The sequence below is a fragment of the Burkholderia multivorans ATCC BAA-247 genome (assembly GCF_000959525.1).
GTDB classification, from domain to species: Bacteria; Pseudomonadota; Gammaproteobacteria; order Burkholderiales; family Burkholderiaceae; genus Burkholderia; species Burkholderia multivorans.
Genome location: NZ_CP009830.1, coordinates 271,840 through 289,082, shown reverse-complemented (window position 1 = coordinate 289,082; position 17,243 = coordinate 271,840). Strand labels below are relative to the sequence as shown.

General features: G+C 68.2%; 17 protein-coding genes. 8 read left to right on the top strand and 9 right to left on the bottom strand.

Annotated elements, in window-relative coordinates; all coding sequences use genetic code 11:
* Positions 1-48: 48 nt before the first annotated feature.
* Complete coding sequence (locus NP80_RS01295) at positions 49-1,470, bottom strand: purine-cytosine permease family protein (protein WP_006398862.1); 1,422 nt, start codon at positions 1,468-1,470, stop codon at positions 49-51.
* A gap of 224 nt (positions 1,471-1,694) precedes the next feature.
* Between NP80_RS01295 and NP80_RS01290 the strand changes: the two genes are divergently transcribed.
* Positions 1,695-2,618 (top strand): LysR substrate-binding domain-containing protein, encoded by a 924-nt coding sequence (locus NP80_RS01290; protein ID WP_006407376.1) that lies wholly within the window; start codon positions 1,695-1,697, stop codon positions 2,616-2,618.
* Between the two features lie 53 nt (positions 2,619-2,671).
* Here NP80_RS01290 and argE read toward each other — a convergent pair whose 3' ends face one another.
* From argE to NP80_RS01270, 4 genes are all read right to left on the bottom strand, one after another.
* The gene (gene argE, locus NP80_RS01285) at positions 2,672-3,835 is read right to left on the bottom strand and encodes an acetylornithine deacetylase (protein ID WP_006408876.1); all 1,164 of its coding nucleotides are present in this window, start codon (positions 3,833-3,835) and stop codon (positions 2,672-2,674) included.
* Entirely contained in the window at positions 3,828-4,505 is a 678-nt protein-coding gene (locus NP80_RS01280; RefSeq protein ID WP_006408875.1) for a DUF1028 domain-containing protein, read from the bottom strand. The genes argE and NP80_RS01280 overlap by 8 nt, the downstream gene beginning before the upstream one ends.
* Entirely contained in the window at positions 4,502-4,951 is a 450-nt protein-coding gene (locus tag NP80_RS01275) for a RidA family protein (RefSeq protein WP_006407373.1), read from the bottom strand. The genes NP80_RS01280 and NP80_RS01275 overlap by 4 nt, the downstream gene beginning before the upstream one ends.
* A gap of 103 nt (positions 4,952-5,054) precedes the next feature.
* Positions 5,055-6,380 carry a flavin-containing monooxygenase gene (locus NP80_RS01270; protein ID WP_006408878.1) on the bottom strand — a complete coding sequence of 442 codons (1,326 nt, stop codon included), beginning with the start codon at positions 6,378-6,380 and terminating at the stop codon, positions 5,055-5,057.
* A gap of 413 nt (positions 6,381-6,793) precedes the next feature.
* Here NP80_RS01270 and NP80_RS31195 point away from each other — a divergent pair, with 413 nt between their 5' ends.
* A complete protein-coding gene (locus tag NP80_RS31195; protein ID WP_006408543.1) occupies positions 6,794-6,949 on the top strand; it encodes a hypothetical protein in 156 nt (51 codons plus the stop codon).
* Between the two features lie 53 nt (positions 6,950-7,002).
* On the opposite strand, the gene NP80_RS01260 is transcribed toward NP80_RS31195, so the two are convergent.
* The 3 genes from NP80_RS01260 to NP80_RS01250 all read right to left on the bottom strand — a co-directional run bounded on the left by NP80_RS01260 (position 7,003) and on the right by NP80_RS01250 (position 10,437).
* Complete coding sequence (locus NP80_RS01260; RefSeq protein ID WP_006408542.1) at positions 7,003-7,923, bottom strand: bestrophin family protein; 921 nt, start codon at positions 7,921-7,923, stop codon at positions 7,003-7,005.
* A gap of 102 nt (positions 7,924-8,025) precedes the next feature.
* On the bottom strand, positions 8,026-9,033 hold the full coding sequence (gene cydB / locus NP80_RS01255) for a cytochrome d ubiquinol oxidase subunit II (RefSeq protein WP_006407368.1): 1,008 nt from the start codon (positions 9,031-9,033) through the stop codon (positions 8,026-8,028).
* 3 nt (positions 9,034-9,036) lie between these two features.
* Positions 9,037-10,437, bottom strand: a complete 1,401-nt coding sequence (locus NP80_RS01250) for a cytochrome ubiquinol oxidase subunit I (RefSeq protein WP_006407367.1) — start codon at positions 10,435-10,437, stop codon at positions 9,037-9,039.
* 421 nt (positions 10,438-10,858) lie between these two features.
* Here NP80_RS01250 and fdhD point away from each other — a divergent pair, with 421 nt between their 5' ends.
* The 6 genes from fdhD (at position 10,859) to NP80_RS31335 (ending at position 15,516) form a co-directional block, all read left to right on the top strand.
* Positions 10,859-11,701, top strand: coding sequence for a formate dehydrogenase accessory sulfurtransferase FdhD (gene fdhD, locus NP80_RS01245; RefSeq protein WP_006409429.1), 843 nt, complete (start codon positions 10,859-10,861; stop codon positions 11,699-11,701).
* Positions 11,698-12,912 carry a molybdopterin molybdotransferase MoeA gene (locus NP80_RS01240; RefSeq protein ID WP_035946207.1) on the top strand — a complete coding sequence of 405 codons (1,215 nt, stop codon included), beginning with the start codon at positions 11,698-11,700 and terminating at the stop codon, positions 12,910-12,912. Before fdhD ends, NP80_RS01240 begins: the two co-directional genes overlap by 4 nt.
* A 160-nt stretch (positions 12,913-13,072) precedes the next feature.
* On the top strand, positions 13,073-14,197 hold the full coding sequence (gene moaA / locus NP80_RS01235) for a GTP 3',8-cyclase MoaA (RefSeq protein WP_035946209.1): 1,125 nt from the start codon (positions 13,073-13,075) through the stop codon (positions 14,195-14,197).
* 45 nt (positions 14,198-14,242) lie between these two features.
* Positions 14,243-14,806: a molybdenum cofactor biosynthesis protein MoaE gene (locus NP80_RS01230; RefSeq protein ID WP_006409425.1), complete on the top strand. Its 564-nt coding sequence runs from the start codon at positions 14,243-14,245 to the stop codon at positions 14,804-14,806.
* Between the two features lie 5 nt (positions 14,807-14,811).
* Positions 14,812-15,069, top strand: coding sequence for a molybdopterin converting factor subunit 1 (gene moaD / locus NP80_RS01225; RefSeq protein ID WP_006398844.1), 258 nt, complete (start codon positions 14,812-14,814; stop codon positions 15,067-15,069).
* Between the two features lie 288 nt (positions 15,070-15,357).
* Entirely contained in the window at positions 15,358-15,516 is a 159-nt protein-coding gene (locus tag NP80_RS31335) for a hypothetical protein (RefSeq protein ID WP_006407359.1), read from the top strand.
* Positions 15,517-15,537: 21 nt separating this feature from the next.
* Here the strand turns inward: NP80_RS31335 and NP80_RS01220 are convergent, their stop codons facing one another.
* Entirely contained in the window at positions 15,538-16,962 is a 1,425-nt protein-coding gene (locus NP80_RS01220) for an aminotransferase-like domain-containing protein (RefSeq protein ID WP_045592804.1), read from the bottom strand.
* Positions 16,963-17,243: the final 281 nt, after the last annotated feature.

Below are 17,243 nucleotides of genomic sequence, written 5' to 3'. Positions count from 1 at the left end.
GCCGTGCGCCGGCCGCGCAGCGCTTGCCGCCCGCGTCGCGCGCCCGGCTCAGCGCGCGGCGCTCGACGGCAGCGACGCGGCCGTCTGCTTGCGGCGATACGCGCTGTCGCGCGTCGCGAGCCAGTAGTACAGCGGCGAGGTCAGCACGAGGCCGACCAGCCACGACAGATCCGCACCGCCGAGATGCGCGGGAATCGGGCCTGCATACATCGGCGTGTTCATGAACGGAATCTGCACGACGATCCCGACCGCATAGGCGAGCAGCGCCTGCGGATTGAAGCGTCCGTAGATGCCGCCGTCGACGAGGAAGATCGACTTGATGTCGTACTTCCCCTTGTGGATCACGTAGAAGTCGATCAGGTTGATTGCGGTCCACGGCACCAGCACGACGAGCAGCGCGAGCACGAGATCGACGAGGTGGCCGATGAAGTTCGTCGACGCGCCGATCGCCGCGTAGCAGCACGCCACGAAAATCACGACCGACAGCACCGCGCGCGCCTTCGCGGTCGGAATCCACCGGTACGCGAACGTCTGCACCGACGTGATGACCGCGAGCACCGCGCCGTACAGGTTCAGCGCGTTGTGGCTGATCACGCTGAGCAGGAACAGCACGAGCATCAGCGGGCCGAGCGCGCCCGTCGCCTGCTTGACCGCGTCCATCGTGTCGGCGCCGGCCGGCACCGCGAGCACCGCGACTGCGCCGAAGATGAACGCGAGCGTCGAGCCGATCGCGCAGCCGAGATAGGTCGCCCAGAACGTCGACGCGACGCCGACGTTCTCCGGCAGATAGCGCGAATAGTCCGACACGTACGGCGCGAACGCGATCTGCCAGAGCGCGGACAACGATACCGTCGCGAGCCAGCCCGCGAAGTTGAAGCCGCCGCGCGTGAGGAAATCGTCGGTGCTCACGTGCGACAGGATCATCCAGAAGCCGACGGCGATGCCGATTCCGAGCACCCACGTGCCGATCCGGTTCAGGATATGGATGAACCGGTAGCCGACGATGCCGATCAACCCGGAGCCAACCGCGCCGATCACGATGCCGACCGGCACCGGCACGGCCGGCGCAATTCCGTGCACCGACTTGCCGGCGAGCACGATGTTCGACGCGAAGAAGCCGACGTACATGACGGCCGCGATGACCGTCACGAGCAGCGCGCCCCACGAGCCGAACTGCGCGCGGCTCTGGATCATCTGCGGGATGCCCATCTGCGGCCCCTGCGCGGAATGCAGCGCCATCAGCACGCCGCCGACCGCCTGGCCGACGACGATCGCGACGATCGCCCACATCAGGTTCAGATGAAAGATCTGCACGCCGAGCGCGCCCGTCACGATCGGCAGCGGCGCGATATTGCCGCCGAACCAGAGCGTAAACAGATCGCGCACCTTGCCGTGCCGGTCTGCGGGCGGCACGTAGCCGATCGTATGCTTCTCTATCATTGGGGACGCGTTGCGGTCCGCGGTCGTCATGATGATGTCTCCTGTGCAGCGCGGCGGGTGCCGGCGCGGTCGATGTCGGAGACGATGGTGCGCCACGCGCGGGGCGACCGGAAAATACTAAAAATATTTCCGAGCCATATGAAAAAGCTCTGCAGCGACGATCGCGGCCGCGGAATTGTTCGGGTATGGTGCTACCCCGACATCCTGGAACCGCCGCCCCCGCGCGGCGCCAGGCCGAGCGATAGAGGTGCTTCGTGGCTCACTACACTTTGCGGCAGTTGAAATACTTCGTGACGACGGTCGAGGCCGGCAGCGTCGCCGAGGCGTCGCGCCAGCTGTTCATCGCGCAGCCGTCGATTTCCAGCGCGATCAAGGGTCTGGAGGAAAGCTTCGGCGTGATGCTGTTCATCCGCCATCACGCGCAGGGCGTGTCGCTGACGCCGAGCGGCACGCGCTTCTACCGGAAGGCGCAGGAACTGCTGCGCATCGCGCGCGAATTCGAACAGAACGCGCTCGCGGACAACGACGTCGTGTCCGGCCAGATCGACATCGGCTGTTTCGAGACGGTCGCGCCGCTGTATCTGCCGCAGTTGATCGCCGGTTTTCGCGAGCGCTATCCGGGCGTCGACATCCGGCTGCGCGACGGCGATCAGCAGGAACTCGTGCAGGGGCTCACGGCCGGCAGCTTCGATCTCGCGTTTCTCTACGATCACGATCTCGACGCGACGATCGAGACCGAGCCGCTGATGCCGCCGCAGCAGCCGTACGTGCTGCTGCCGGAACACCACCGCTTCGCGAGCCAGGCGCAGGTGTCGCTGCACGACCTGAGCGTCGAGCCGATGATCCTGCTCGACGTGCAGCCGAGCCGCACCTACTTCGTCAGCCTGTTTCACGAACTGGGGCTCACGCCGAACATCGTGTTCGCGTCGCCGTCGATCGAGATGGTGCGCGGGATGGTCGGCCAGGGCTTCGGGTTCTCGCTGCTCGTCACGCGCCCGCATTCGGAATACACGTACGACGGCCGCCGCGTCGTGACGATCGGCATCAGCGAAACGGTCAGCCCGTCCGGGCTCGTCAGCGCGCGGCTCAAGCGCGGGCAGCTGACCAAGCAGGCGCAGGCGTTCGTCGAGTTCAGCCGCGAACGGCTCGCACAGATCCACGCGGCGCCGCCTCGCTAGCGCACGGCGCCGCGTTCGAGCGCCGGCATGTCGGCGCGTCGAACGTCGGTGCATCAAGCGCGTTGCGCGAGATGCGCGGCCAGCCGCGCGAGCATCGCGTCGCAGCCGTGCAGCTGCGCGAGCGTCACGAATTCGTCGGGCTTGTGCCCCTGATCCATGCTGCCCGGCCCGCAGACGACGGCCGGAATGCCGGCCGCGCCGAACAGCCCACCCTCGGTGCCGAACGCGACGGTGCCGAACGCGTCGGAGCCGGTCAGCATCGCGAGCAGCCGCGCCGCATCGGTGTCACGCGCGGTCGCGAGGCCCGGATAGGCGCCGAGCGGCTGCAGCCGGATGTCGGTATCGGGCTGCACCGCGCGCATGGCGGGCAGCAGTTCCGTTTCCGCATAATCCTGCAGCGCGCGCGGCACGTTCTCTGCGTCGAAGCCCGGCAGCGCACGCACTTCGAAGTCGAACGTGCATTCGGCCGGCACGATGTTCAAGGCGCGGCCGCCGTCGATCAGCCCGGCCTGCACGGTCGAGAACGGCGGATCGAAGCGGCCGTCGCGGTGCTCGGGACGCGCAAGCGCGTCGCCGATCTCGCCGAGCCGGCCGATCAGCTTCGCCGCATAGTGGATCGCGTTCACGCCCGACGGCGCGTACGCCGAATGACAGGCGGCGCCCTTCACGTGACAGCGCATCGCAAGCTTGCCCTTGTGGCCGAGCACCGGCTTCAGCTCGGTCGGCTCGCCGATCACGCAGAGGCGCGGACGATCCGCGCGCTGCGCGAGCGCCTCGAGCATCGGCCGCACGCCGACGCAGCCGATCTCCTCGTCGTACGAAAACGCGAGATGCACGGGCTCGCGCAGCGGCTGCGCGACGAATGCAGGCACCGCGGCCAGCACCGACGCGATGAAGCCCTTCATGTCTGCGGTCCCGCGTCCGTACAGGCGACCGTCGCGTTCCGTGAGCCGGAACGGATCGACGGTCCAGGTCTGTCCGTCGACCGGCACGACGTCGGTATGGCCGGACAGTGCGATCCCCCCGCCGCCGCGCGGGCCGATCGTCGCGTAGAGGCTCGCCTTCGTGCGTTCCGCGTTGTAGAACAGTTCGCTCTCGATCCCGAAGCCGCGCAGATAGTCGCGGATGAAATCGATCATCGCCAGATTCGAATCGCGGCTGACCGTCGCGAAGCCGATCAGCCGTTCGAGCAGCGCGCGGCTCGCTCCGTCATTCATCGCCGGGCACTCCGTAGCTCGGCGCGGCGGTCGGGTCCAGCGCGCGTGTCTGGTAGTCGTGCATCTGCGGACGGTACGCGCGCCACAGCGCATCGAGCTGCGCGATCGGCGCCGCGTCGACCCAGTCGACGCGCAGATCGACGATCGGCCAGGTCAGATCGCCCGCGACCTGCAGCGCGGCCGAATGCACGGGCCCCGCCTCGCCGCCGGCTGCGACCGCCGCGTGCATCGCGGCAAGCAGCCGATCGGCGAGCAGCCCGTGTGCGCGCTCGAAGGCCTCGACCATCGCATCGATCACGCCGGTCGACGCGAGCAGATTGCCGGCCGCGACGCATTGCTCGCCGGTCGCCGCGTGGTGCGTGCCGAGCGCCTCGCTGCCCGTGAAGCACGCGGTGCGCCCCTGCCCGTCGATCACCGTGACCTGCCGATACTGGCTCCAGCCGTTCGCGCTCAACGCGCGGTCGAGCGCCGTGCGCGGCGCGCACTGCTCGCGCTCGATCCGGTCGAGGATCTGCGGGCCGAGCGCCGGCAGCGTGACGTTCTGCGTCGCGACCGCGCCGACGCCCGCACGCACCCACGGACAGCGCGCGCCGACCGCGATGCTCGACGAGCTGATCGCGATCCCGAGCTGCCCCGTCTCCGGGCAGCGCCCGACGATCGAGAACGTCATGCCGCCTCCTGCGTGCGGTTCGGCTGCCAGTTGTCGGGAATCACCGCGATTACGTCGATTTCCATCAGCCATTGCGGCTGGCCGAGCGCCGATACGACGAGGCCCGTCGAGATCGGATAGACGCCCTTCAGCCACTTGCCGACTTCGCGATACACCGGCTCGCGGTAGCGCGGGTCGATCAGGTACGTCGTCGTCTTCACGATATGCGTGAGGTCGCTGCCCGCTTCCTCGAGCAGCTGCTTGACGTTCTTCATCGCCTGCTCGGCCTGCGCGCGCGGATCGCCGAGACCGATCAGATTGCCGTCGAAATCGGTGCCGACCTGGCCGCGTACGTAGACGGTATTGCCGGCACGCACGGCCTGGCACAGATCGTTGTCGAGCGACTGGTTCGGATAGGTGTCGCGCGTGTTAAACATGCGGATGCGGGTATGGGTCGGTTCGCTCATCGGTGTCCTTCGTTCGGGTCTCGTGTCGGATGAAACGCCCACCGTGCGCGATGCGCATTCGTGCGGCGGGCGCGTGAAATCGGGCGGCGACGCTGAGTCAAGTTCAGCTCAGCGCGTCCGCGAGCGGGCACGCGGCCGGCGCGCTGCCGGCGTCCTGCGCCGCACGACGCTGCGCGCCCGTGTGGTAGTCGAGATATTTGCGCTGCGTCGCGATGTGATCGGCGATGTGCCTGGCGTCGTGCCACACGCCCCAGATGAAGCTCGATCCGCGTCGCGACAGCCACGGCAATCCGACGAAATAAATGCCGGGCTCCTTCGACACGCCGCGCTGATGCTGCGGCTTGCCGTTCTCCGCGAACGCGTCGACCTTCAGCCAGCCGTAGTCGACCGCATAGCCGGTCGCCCAGACGATCGACGTGACGCCGGCCGCCGCGAGATCGAGCGTCGCAAGCGGATGCGTCACGCAGTCCGGATCGGGCAGAATGCGGCGCGCTTCGGGCTCGTCGGGCAGATCGAGGCCGTTGCGTGCCGCGTACGCGTCGGCCGCGTCGAGCAGCGCGAGATAGTTGGCGTCGCCGCGCGCGAGATTCGCCGCGAGATCCGCTTCGAACGTGACGACGCCGCCGTCGAACGCGCGCGTCATCCCGACCAGCGTCACGCCCTGTTTCGCGAGCGCGCGGAAATCGACCGTGTGGCCGCCGCGCGCGCCGCTGACCGCGATCGTCACGTGTTCGCGGCCGGGCGTCGCGACTTCCTTGTCCCATTCGCCGAGCACGCCGAGCCACCAGCAGAAGTCGCGGCCGCGATACGCGCGCGGCGGGCGATCGTGCGGGCCGACCGACAGATAGACGCGGCGGCCCGCGCGCTGCAGTTCATCGGCGATCTGCACGCCGGACGAGCCGGCGCCGACCACGAGCACGCCGCCGTCCGGCAGTTGCGCGGGATTGCGGTAGTCGGCGGAGTGGATCTGCGTGAGGCGCGCGTCGCGCGGCGCGATCGGCGGAATCACCGGACGCTGGAACGGGCCGGTCGCGACCACCACGCGCATCGCGTCGATACGGCCGGCCGAGGTCTCGACGACGAAGCCCGGCTTGCCCGCCTGGCGCACGACGCTCGTCACTTCGACGCCGGTCCGGATCGGTGCGCCGATCTTGCGCGCATAGGCTTCGAAGTAGTCCGCGACCTGATCCTTCGATGCGAACGCGTCGGGATCGAGGCCCTCGAATTCGAGCCCCGGAAAGCGGTCGTGCCACGCGGGTCCGTTCGCGACCAGCGAATCCCAGCGCGCGGTGCGCCAGCGCTCGGCGATGCGGTCGCGCTCGAGCACGAGATGCGGCACGCCGAGCTTGCCGAGGTGCTCGCTCATGGCCACGCCGGCCTGGCCGGCGCCCACCACCAGCGTATCGATTGCGGTTGTTTCGACTGTCACGTCTGTCTCCTTCTGAAGTGCGGCCCGCGCGGCACCGGCGGTCGCGCGAGTTCGAATGAAGACATTCTGCTGACGCGCCGCGCGGCGCGAAATGAGGTTTTTTGTCGTCGTTGGCGAGAAAAAAGCTGGCCCTGCCGCGGCGCCTTGACAGGCGGCCGCGCGCGCCGGGCCGTGCGCGCGTCCGTCTCGGGCGATCGCGTTCGTCGGCCTCGCACAATGCTCAGACGAAACGTCGTGCAGCCCGTTGCCCGCGCAACGGTCCCCGATTAACGGCATGCGGACCGACAATCGTTGACGGTCTTCGCCGCGCGGAACTGGTACGATGCGCGTCGTTTTCCCTGATCGTCACACCGCCGCGCGCCGGTCCGGCCCCTTTGCAGCAACCGCCGGAACCGCGCGCCCGCGCAAGCAACATGAAGAAATTGATGCAGTACCTCCGCACCCTGCACCGACTCGACCGCACACTCGTCGCGCGCGCATGCGCGCTGCTGTCGATGGCGGCGCTGCTTTATCTGATGTGGCCGTCCGCCGAGATCGCGCGGCTCGCGATGGAGTCGACGCTGCGTTGAATCTCTGAATCGCACCGCGGCGCGACGCACGACGCGCGCGCGGGAGCACGCCGTTACGTGATCTGATACGTCGACGCCGGCACATACTCTTCCGGCAAGTCGCGTTCGCCCAGCTCGAGCACCGAGCGCTCGATCGTGCGCGTCATTGCGTCGAGCGCGAGCGCATTCGGCGCGAGCCCGAACGGCTCGGCCACCTCGTTCGCGATCGCCTCGAGCGCGATCAGCGTGTACGAGATGAACACGCAGATCAGCGGCGTGAAGAATTCGGTCGAGTCGACGAGGCCGAACGGCAGCAGCACGCAATATGCATACACCGTGCGATGCAGCAGCACGCTGTACGAGAACGGAATCGGCGTCGAGAGGATTCGTTCGCAGCCGCCGACCGTCTTGCCGAGCGCATCGAGCTGCGCGTCGAACATCCAGCAGATCGTCTCGCTGCCCGGCGTGCGGCCGAGCGCGTGCACGAGCTCGCCGCGCAACAGGTCGAGGATCGCGACGGGCCGGTACGCTTTGCGCGCGAGCAGGCCCGCACGCTCGGCGCCGAGGATGCGCTCGAGGTCCGGCAGCGGATCGGTGTGCCGCAGCTCGTGCTTCAGCGCATAGGCAAACGCGATCAGCCAGTCGGCGAGCCGGTTGCGCTGCGCGTCGTCGACGCTGTCGGGCAGGTAGCGCCGCATCTGCGACGTCAGCGCGCGTGCGGCGATCAGCAGATTGCCCCACAGCAGCCGCGCCTCCTTGAAGCGCTCGAAGCTCGCGTTGTTGCGAAACGCGAGGAAGATCGCGAGCGCGAGCCCGAACAGCGTGAACGGCGCGGTGTTCAGCGGAATCTTCTCGCCGAAGATGCGCCCGTTCGTGAAGACCGCCAGCGTGCTGACGATCGCCATGAAACCGAGTTGCGGAATGATCGATTGGAGCACGGAGCCGTTCCATACGAACAGCATCCTGAGCCAGTTTTGTCTTGGTCTGACGATCATGGTGAGTATTCCCACTGACCGCGCGTGCGCGCGGACATCCTGCGATGCGCGACGGCCCGCGCTGGGCGGGCCGCTGTTCCGTTCCGTGCCGGCTTGCGCCGGTCAGTGATAGCCGATGTCGCCCTCGCGCACCTTGCCGCGGAACACGCGATACTGCATCGCGTTGTAGACGAGGATCACCGGCAGCACGATCACCGTGCCGACGAGCGCGAACAGCTGGCTCGAACGGCTCGACGACGCATCCCAGATCGACAGCGACGGCGGCACGATGTTCGGCCAGATGCTGATCACGAGCCCCGTATAGCCGAGGAACACGATGGCGAGCGTCAGGAGGAACGGCGTGGCCTCGTGCCGGTGCTTCACCGTGTGGAAGATGCCCCAGACGCACGTGACGACGAGCACCGGCACCGGCAGGAACCAGCCGAGATTGCCGCTGCCGAACCAGCGATGCGCGACGGCCGGCAGGCCGATCACCGTCCACAGGCTGACGACGGCCATCACGCCGAGCAGCACAGCCGTCAGCGGCTTCATCAGCTCGCGCATCTTGCGCTGCAGCTCGCCGTCGACCTTGAGGATCAGCCAGCCGCAACCGAGCGTGGCATACGTGACGAGCACGCCGATCCCGCAGAACAGGCTGAACGGCGAGAGCCAGTCGAACGGCCCGCCCGCGAAATGGTTGTTCTCGATGCGGATGCCCTGCAGCAGCGAACCGAGCACGATGCCCTGGCAGAACGCGGCAAGCGCGGAGCCGCCCATGAACGCGAGATCCCACATGTGCTGCGTGCGGTTCGCCTTCGCGCGCAGCTCGAATGCCGCCCCGCGGAAGATCAGCCCGACCACCATCAGGATCAGCGGCAGGTAGTTGGCCGGCAGCAGCGTCGAATACACGACGGGAAACGCGCCGTACAACCCTGCGCCGCCGAGCACGAGGAACGTCTCGTTGCCGTCCCACACGGGTGCGACCGTATCGAGCATCACCTGCCGCTCGGCTTTCGCGTCGAAGAACGGAAACAGCAGACCGATGCCGAGATCGAAGCCGTCGAGCATCACGTACAGGAACACGCCGAGGCCGATGATCGCGGCCCACACGACAGGAAGATCGATTTGCATGGCTTACTCCGCTTCGGCCGTATCCAGCGACGTCGACAAGGCGCGATTGCGCAAGCCCGGATGCCGGTGGAGCTCGATATACCCGGCCTGCGCGGCCGGCCCGTGCTTCATCAGTTTCATCATGTAATAGATGCCCGTTCCGAATACGAGGAAATAGACGACGACGAACACCAGCAGCGATACGCCGACCTGCTGCGCCGTAAGCGGCGACACCGAATCGACCGTGCGCAGCACGCCGTAGACGGTCCACGGCTGCCGGCCGACTTCGGTCGTGATCCAGCCCGCGAGCAGCGCGACGATGCCCGACGGCCCCATGCCGAGCACGAACCACTGGAACCAGCGCGTTTCATAGAGGCGCCCGCCCTTGCGCAGCAGCAGCCCGAGCAGCGCGGTCAGCAGCATCAGCATCCCGAGGCCCGCCATGATCCGGAAGGTCCAGAACACGACAGGCGAGTACGGGCGATCCTGCGGCGCGAATTCCTTCAGTCCGCGAATTTCGCCATCCCAACTGTGCGTGAGGATCAGGCTGCCGAGGTGCGGCACCTGGATCGCATAGCGCGTCGTCTCGGCCTGCATGTCGGGCAGGCCGACGAGGTTCAGCGCGGTACCGCCCTTCTCGGTCTCCCACAGCCCTTCGATCGCCGCGATCTTCGCCGGCTGATACTCGCGCGTGTTGAGGCCGTGCGCGTCGCCGACGACGATCTGGATCGGCGCGAGCAGCAGCAGCATCCAGAGCGCCATCGAGAAGCTGCGCTTGACCGGTTCGTCGCGGCGCCCCTTCAGCAGATGCCATGCACCGCATGCGGCGACGATGAAACCCGCGACGATGAACGCGGCGATCGTCATGTGCACGAGGCGATACGGGAACGACGGGTTGAACACGACCTTGAACCAGTCGACCGGCACGACGAGGCCGTTCTCGATCCGGTAGCCCTGCGGCGTCTGCATGAAGCTGTTCGACGCGAGAATCCAGAACGTCGAGATCAGCGTGCCGACCGCGACCATCAGCGTCGCGAAGAAATGCGCGCGCGGGCTCACGCGCTGCCAGCCGAACAGCATCACGCCGAGAAAGCCCGCTTCGAGGAAGAACGCCGTCAGCACCTCGTAGGTAAGCAGCGGCCCCGTGATGTTGCCCGCGATTCGCGAGAAGCCCGACCAGTTCGTGCCGAACTCGTAGGCCATCACGACGCCGGAGACGACGCCCATCCCGAAGCCGATCGCGAAAATCTTCGACCAGAACTGGAACATGGATTTGTAGGCCGCGTCGCCGGTGACGAGATAACGCCATTCCAGCACGGCGAGGAAGCTCGCCATGCCGATGCTGATCGCGGGGAACACGATGTGGAACGACACCGTGAACGCGAATTGCAAGCGCGCGAGATGGAACGCATCGAAGATTTCCATGATCGTAATGTGCTCGTGGTTGTGAGGACGTGCGCCCGAAACAGGAAATCGCGCGACGGCTCGATTGCATGTACGAGCGCAGCTGGACCACGTCGCACGGCATCGAAGCGTGAATGACGATAGCGCGTTTCGAACGATACGCGCAATCGCTCTCGCGCGCATCGAAACTGTGCTCGCCGCGTCGCCGAAGATGTGTACACGGAAAACCGGTTGCGCGTGCAAACGGGCGCCAGCTGTACTGCTTTCCGTGCCGCGGCGCTGTGCACACGCGGCCGCGCCGAACGCGCTTAAGATCGTTTCCCAAGCCCGCTCGGCACGGCTGCGCCACGCGGCGCGGCGCCGCGGCAGGCCCGTCGCCGTCGTCCGGCGCAGCGCGCGGGACGCCGCCGGCAGGCCGGCCGATTCGACTGGAGAAACCCGTATGGAATCCTGCGTTCGCGACGAAGCGCCGGCCGGCAGCATCGGCTGTCACGTGACGCGTCACCGTGCCGGCGCGTCGCAGCGCGTCGTCGATCGCGTCGTCGACGAATGCCCCGTTGCACTCGTGTTCAACGGCATCTCGCATACCGTGATGATGGCGACGCCGATCGATCTCGACGCGTTCGGCGTCGGCTTCGCGCTCAGCGAAGGCATCGTCGAGCGCGCGTCGGACGTATTCGACATCGACACCGTGTACCGGACCGGCAGCGCCGAAGTGCAGCTGACCGTGTCGCAGCAGGCATTCATGGCGCTGAAGGCACACCGCCGCGCCCTCGCCGGCCGCACCGGCTGCGGCGTGTGCGGCATCGAAAGCATCGCGCAGCTCGATCTGCATCCGCCGCGCATCGCGGCCGCCGGCAGCGCGACCGACATCGCAGCGCACGCCGTCGCGCGCGCCGCGCGCACGCTGCCGGCGCGGCAGACGTTGATGCATGAGACGGGCGGCATCCACGCGGCCGCGTGGTGCGACCGCGACGGCAACGTGCTCGACGTGTTCGAGGACGTCGGCCGTCACAACGCGCTCGACAAGCTGATCGGCTGTCTCGCACGCCGCCGCGCGGACTTCGGCGCAGGCTTCGTGTTCCTGTCGAGCCGTGCGAGCTACGAGCTCGTGCGCAAGGCCGCGCGCGTCGGGATACCGATGCTCGCGACGATCTCCGCGCCGACCTCGCTCGCGATCGACGTCGCGCGCGAAGCCGGCATCCGGCTCCTCGGCTTCTGCCGCAACGACGGCTTCGTCGAATACGTGTCGCCGGCCGCCACCCTTTCCACCCTGTCGCGATGAAACCCTTGCTCGATTTCCATACCGCCCAGCAGTATTTCGCGACCGCGTTCGCGCCGCTCGATGCGGCCGTGACCGTGCCGCTCGCCGATGCGGTCGGCCGCATCCTGGCCGCGCCGCTGTTCGCCTCGCTCGATCAGCCGCACGTCGACCAGAGCGCGATGGACGGCTACGCCGTGCGCGCCGCCGATCTGGCCGGCGCCGAGCCGCTGCGCGTCGCGCAGCGCTGCTATGCCGGCGATGCACCTGCGCCGCTCGCGCCGCGCACGGCCGCGCGGATCTTCACGGGCGCGCCGATTCCGGCCGGCGCCGACACGGTCGTGATGCAGGAGCACGCGCACGAGCGCGACGGCCGCGTGACGTTCGACGCCCCGCCGCGCGCCGGCACGCATATCCGGCGGCGCGCCGAGGAACTGCGCGCGGGCGATCTGCTGATTCCGGCCGGCGTCCGGCTCGGCGCGATGCACGTCGGCGTCGCGGCCGCGCAAGGCGTGTCGACGCTCGGCGTGCGGCCGCCGCTGCGGGTCGGCATTCTGACGACGGGCGACGAACTCGTCGCGTGCGGCGCGCCGCGTGCGCCGCAACAGATCTACAACAGCAATGCGCCGATGCTCGCTGCGCTGGTCGCGGGCACCGGCGCGGCCGTCGTCGCGAACCTGCATGCGCAGGACACCGCGGACGCCGTCGAGCGCGCGTTGCGCGACCTGCATGCACGCTGCGAGCTCGTCGTGTGCGTCGGCGGTGCATCGGTCGGCGACAAGGATCTGCTGCGCGGCACGCTGAACGCGCTCGGCGCGTCGTTCGTCGTGTCGGGCGTGCGGATGAAGCCCGGCAAGCCGGTCGCGCTCGCGCGACTCGATGCGCGGCCGGTCGTGCTGCTGCCCGGCAATCCGGGCGCCGCGACGACCGCGTTCGCGCTGTTCGTCGCGCCGCTGATCCGTCGGCTGCAGGGGCGTGCCGAGCGGCTGCCGGTCGTGCCGTCGCTGCCGCTCGACATCGACGTCGAACCCGATCCGCAACGCGAGCGCTTCATCCGCGTGCGCTGCGACGTCGCGCCGAACGGGCTGCCGCTGCTCGATGCGCTGCGGCAGCAGGGCGCGGGCACGCTGAACTCGCTCGCGCATGCGAGCGGTCTCGCGCGCGTGCCGGCCGGCGAACGGATCGCGCGCGGCGACGCCGTACCGTATTACGACTTCGCGCGCTGGCTCGCATGACCAGGCTGCGCGCAGCGTCCGCCGACGCGAACTGTATCCCTGCATTTCGCGTGCGATTGTGCCTCTGCCGGCCCACGCGCGCGCACTATCCTCACGAGGAGGCTCGCCGCGGCCCGTGCATCCGCACGCGACCGCACCGCGACGCCGCCCCGCTTACCCGATGCAGGCCGACGAACCGATCGTGAACGCCATCGCTTCCGCCGCGCCGGCCGGCGCCGCCGTGTCCGGCGACGCAGCGTCCGACGCCCTCCTCCGCACGGTCGACACGCTCGACCGCCCGTTGCGCGATCTGCGGCTGTCCGTCATCGATCGATGCAACTTCCGTTGCGGCTACTGCATGCCGCGCGAGATCTTCGGCTCGGACTATGCGTTCATGCCGCCGGCCGACCGGCTGTCGTTCGCGCAGCTCGAACGGATTGCGCGCGCGTTCGTGTCGCTCGGCGTCGAAAAGATTCGGATCACCGGCGGCGAGCCGCTGCTGCGCCGCCACCTCGAAACGCTGATCGAACGGCTCGCCGCATTGACGACCGTCCACGGCCGTCCGGTCGAGCTCGCGCTGACGACGAACGGTGCGCTGCTCGCCGCGAAAGCGCGCACGCTGCGCGACGCCGGGCTCGCGCGCGTGACCGTCAGCCTCGACGCGCTCGACGACGCGGTGTTTCGCCGGATGAGCGATGCCGACGTACCCGTGTCGCGCGTGCTGGCCGGCATCGAAGCCGCGCAGGCCGCGGGCCTCGCGCCCGTGAAGGTCAATGCGGTGATCGAGCGCGGCGCGAACGACGATCAGATTCTGCCGCTCGTGCGCCACTTCCGTCATACGGGCGTGAGCGTGCGCTTCATCGAATACATGGACGTCGGCGGCGCCTATGGGTGGTCGCACGACAAGGTCGTGACGGCCGCGCGGATGCGCGAGCTGATCGACGCCGAGTATCCGCTCGTCACCGTCGGCGGGCCCGCGCACGACGCAACCGCGGTCCGCTGCCGTCATGTCGACGGCGGCGGCGAAGTCGGCTTCATCGCGAGCGTGTCGCATCCGTTTTGCGGCACGTGTTCGCGTGCGCGCGTGTCGGCCGACGGCACGCTCTACACCTGCCTGTTCGCGACGCAAGGCACCGATCTGCGGCCGTGGCTCGACGATGCGACGCCGCTCGACGGCCTCGTCGCCGCCGTTCGCGCGCGCTGGACGCAGCGCGGCGACCGCGCATCCGAGCAACGCGCCGCGCGTGCCGCCCGCACGCCGCGCCATCCCTATCCGACCGTGCGCATGTCGCTCGTCGGCGGCTGACACGCCGCCGGGCGATGCCGGCCGATCGCCTCCTGGAGAACCGTCATGACGACCTTCACCGAACCCCACGCCGAACCGCCCGACGATCCGCTGCGCGGCGAACATCCACCTGAAACGGCCGTGCCGCACGGCGCGCCGCTGCCGGCGATCGCCGCCGGCTTCGAAGTGCGCGTGCAGTATCAGCCGATCGATGCGGGTGTCGAGCTTGCGCCGATCGTGCGCAATCCGCACGTCGGTGCGGTCGTGAATTTTCTCGGCGTCGTGCGCAACGAAGGCGACATCGACGACGTCGTCGCGCTCGAAGTCGAACACTATCCGACGATGACCGAGCAGGCGCTCTGGAGCATCGTCGAAGAAGCGACCGCTCGCTGGCAGCTCGAGACGGTCAGGATCGTGCATCGCGTCGGACGCATTCCGCTCGGCCATCCGGTCGTGCTCGTCGTCGTCGCGGCCGCCCATCGCGCGGCCGCGTTCGACGCATGCGAATTCCTGATGGACTTCCTGAAGACGCACGCGCCGTTCTGGAAGAAGGAGATGCGTCAGGACGGCGCGTCGGGCTGGGTCGAAGCGAAGGCGCTCGACGATCAGGCGATGCGTCGCTGGGGCTGAACGACATGAAACTGACGATCAAGTACTTCGCGAGCATTCGCGAACAGCTGCAGGTCGACGAGGAAACCGTCGACATCGATGCAAGCGAACTCACGGTCGACGCGCTGCGCGGCACGCTCGCCGCGCGCGATGCACGCAGCGCCGACGCACTGCGGATGGACCGGCCCGTGCGGGCCGCCGTGAATCTCGAGATGGTGACGGGCGACTTCGTCGTCCGCGACGACAGCGAGGTCGCGTTCTTTCCGCCCGTGACGGGCGGCTGACGTCACGCCGATCGCGACGATCAGCGGCGCCGCGCGCGCGCGCCGCGGACCTCGCGATCTCGGCCGCCGCGAGCCTGCCTGCGATCGCCGGCATGTGGGCCGTGCGGCCGCTGCGCGACCGCATGTCGCCGACGCGGTTTCGCCGCACCGTGCTGCTGGTCGTGCTCGTCGCTGCCTTGCAGACGATCTGAGAATCCGGCGTGCGACCGCACACGCCGACACCGACCGCGCCGGGGACGGCAGCCGACGGCGCTGCCGCACGCGAGCGCGATTCGGCGGCGCGTGCGCATGGGTTCTGAAAGCTCGCAAGCGTACGATGCGCAGGTCGGCCGCATCGCCGGCATCGTGCCACTTCAGAGATTCGACATGGAAACCTACCTGCTGCTCGGCTGCGGCCTCGGCGTCGGCCTGCTGATCGCGATCTGGGGCGTGTGGTCGCTGCGCTGAGCGGCTCGCGCCGCGCGTCGGTCAGCGCACGCAACCGGCGGCCAGCTTGCCGACCGTAATCACGGCCTGCTCGATTTCCGGCGACCACGGGCTGCTGTAGTTCAGCCGGATGAAGTTTCGATAGTTGTCGGTGATCGAGAACATGTAGCCGGGCCCGATCGTGATCCCTTCGTCGAGCGCGAGCTGATACAGCCGCATCGCGTCGACCTGCGCGGGCAGCTCGATCCACAGCACGTAGCCGCCGGCCGGGCTCGAGATGCGCGTGCCTTCCGGAAAGAAGCGCGACACCATCGCGCGCATCAGGTTCGCCTGCTGCGCATAGGCCTTGCGCAAGCGCCGCAGGTGATGCTCGTAGCCGTCGCGTTCGAGAAACTCCGCAATCGCGAGCTGCGGCAGCGACGGTGTCGCGAGCGTGTTCAGAAACTTCAGCTTCTCGACCTGATCGCGATAGCGGCCCGGCAGCGCCCAGCCGATCCGGTACGCGGCCGTCAGGCTCTTCGAGAACGACGAACAGTGCAGCACGATGCCGCTGCGCTCGTAGGACTTCAGCGTGCTCGGATGCGAGTCGCCGAAATACAGTTCGTTGTACACGCCGTTCTCGATCAGCGGCATGTTCGCGCGCGTGGCGAACTCGACCAGCTCGCGCTTGCGCTCGTCCGGCATCTGGAAGCCCAACGGATTCTGGAAGTTCGGCATCACCATGCACGCAGCGATCGGCTGCGACTTCGCGATCGCCGCCAGCGCCGCGATGTCGATCCCGTATTCCGGATGCGTCGCGACCTCGATCGCCTTCATCCCCATTCGCTCGATCGCGTGCAGCATCGCGTAGAACGTCGGCGACTCCACCGCGATCGTGTCGCCCGGTTTGGCGACCGCCTGCAGACAGAGGTTGATCGCCTCCGTCGCGCCCACCGTCACGATGATCTCGTTCGGATCGACCGACATGCCGTTTTCGAGGTAGCGCCGCGCGATCTGCCGGATCAGCCGCGGATGGCCGGGCGGCAGCCCGTCGGTCACGCCCCACAGCGACTTGTCGCGCCCGGCCGCATACGCGTAGCGGTTCAGCTTCTCGAACGGAAACAGGCTCGGGTCCGGATACGGCGAGCCGAGCGGCACCGCGTCGTCCGTGCCGATCGAGCGCAGCGTCGACAGCACGAGCCGGCTCACGTCGACCGACGACGAGATCGCGATCGGCTTCGACGCACGCAGTTCGCGCACCGGCGCATGCGCGTCGTCGCGGCGCAGGTTCACGAAGTAGCCCGACTGCGGCCGACTTTCGAGCAAGCCGCGGCTTTCGAGCAGCAGGTACGCATGCAGCACGGTCGTGATGCTGATCCGATGCTGCTGGCTTGCCTGACGCACCGACGGTATGCGGTCGCCGTGCCGGTACACGCCCTGGCGGATCAAGCGCTCGATGTCGTCCGCGAGCTTTTCGTAGAGCTTCATCGCGCGCTCCGTGCCGCGCGCATGCCCGCCACGCCGCCGCGCGCGTGGCGGCGGTGCGCGGCGCCGCCGCGAAGCGCGGCGTACCACTCCGGTTTTGCCTTTTCCATCACCCTGACCTCCGTCTATCGATGCCGGTGGATCCGGGACGGCAGGATCGGCGGCACTGTGTACTTGATGATGGAAGCTTAAAAGCAGAACAGCCGGCCGCGCGTACACACATCGGGCACACAGACAAGAGTACAGTTTCGCGCGACATGCATCGGCGCCGAACTGTACATCTT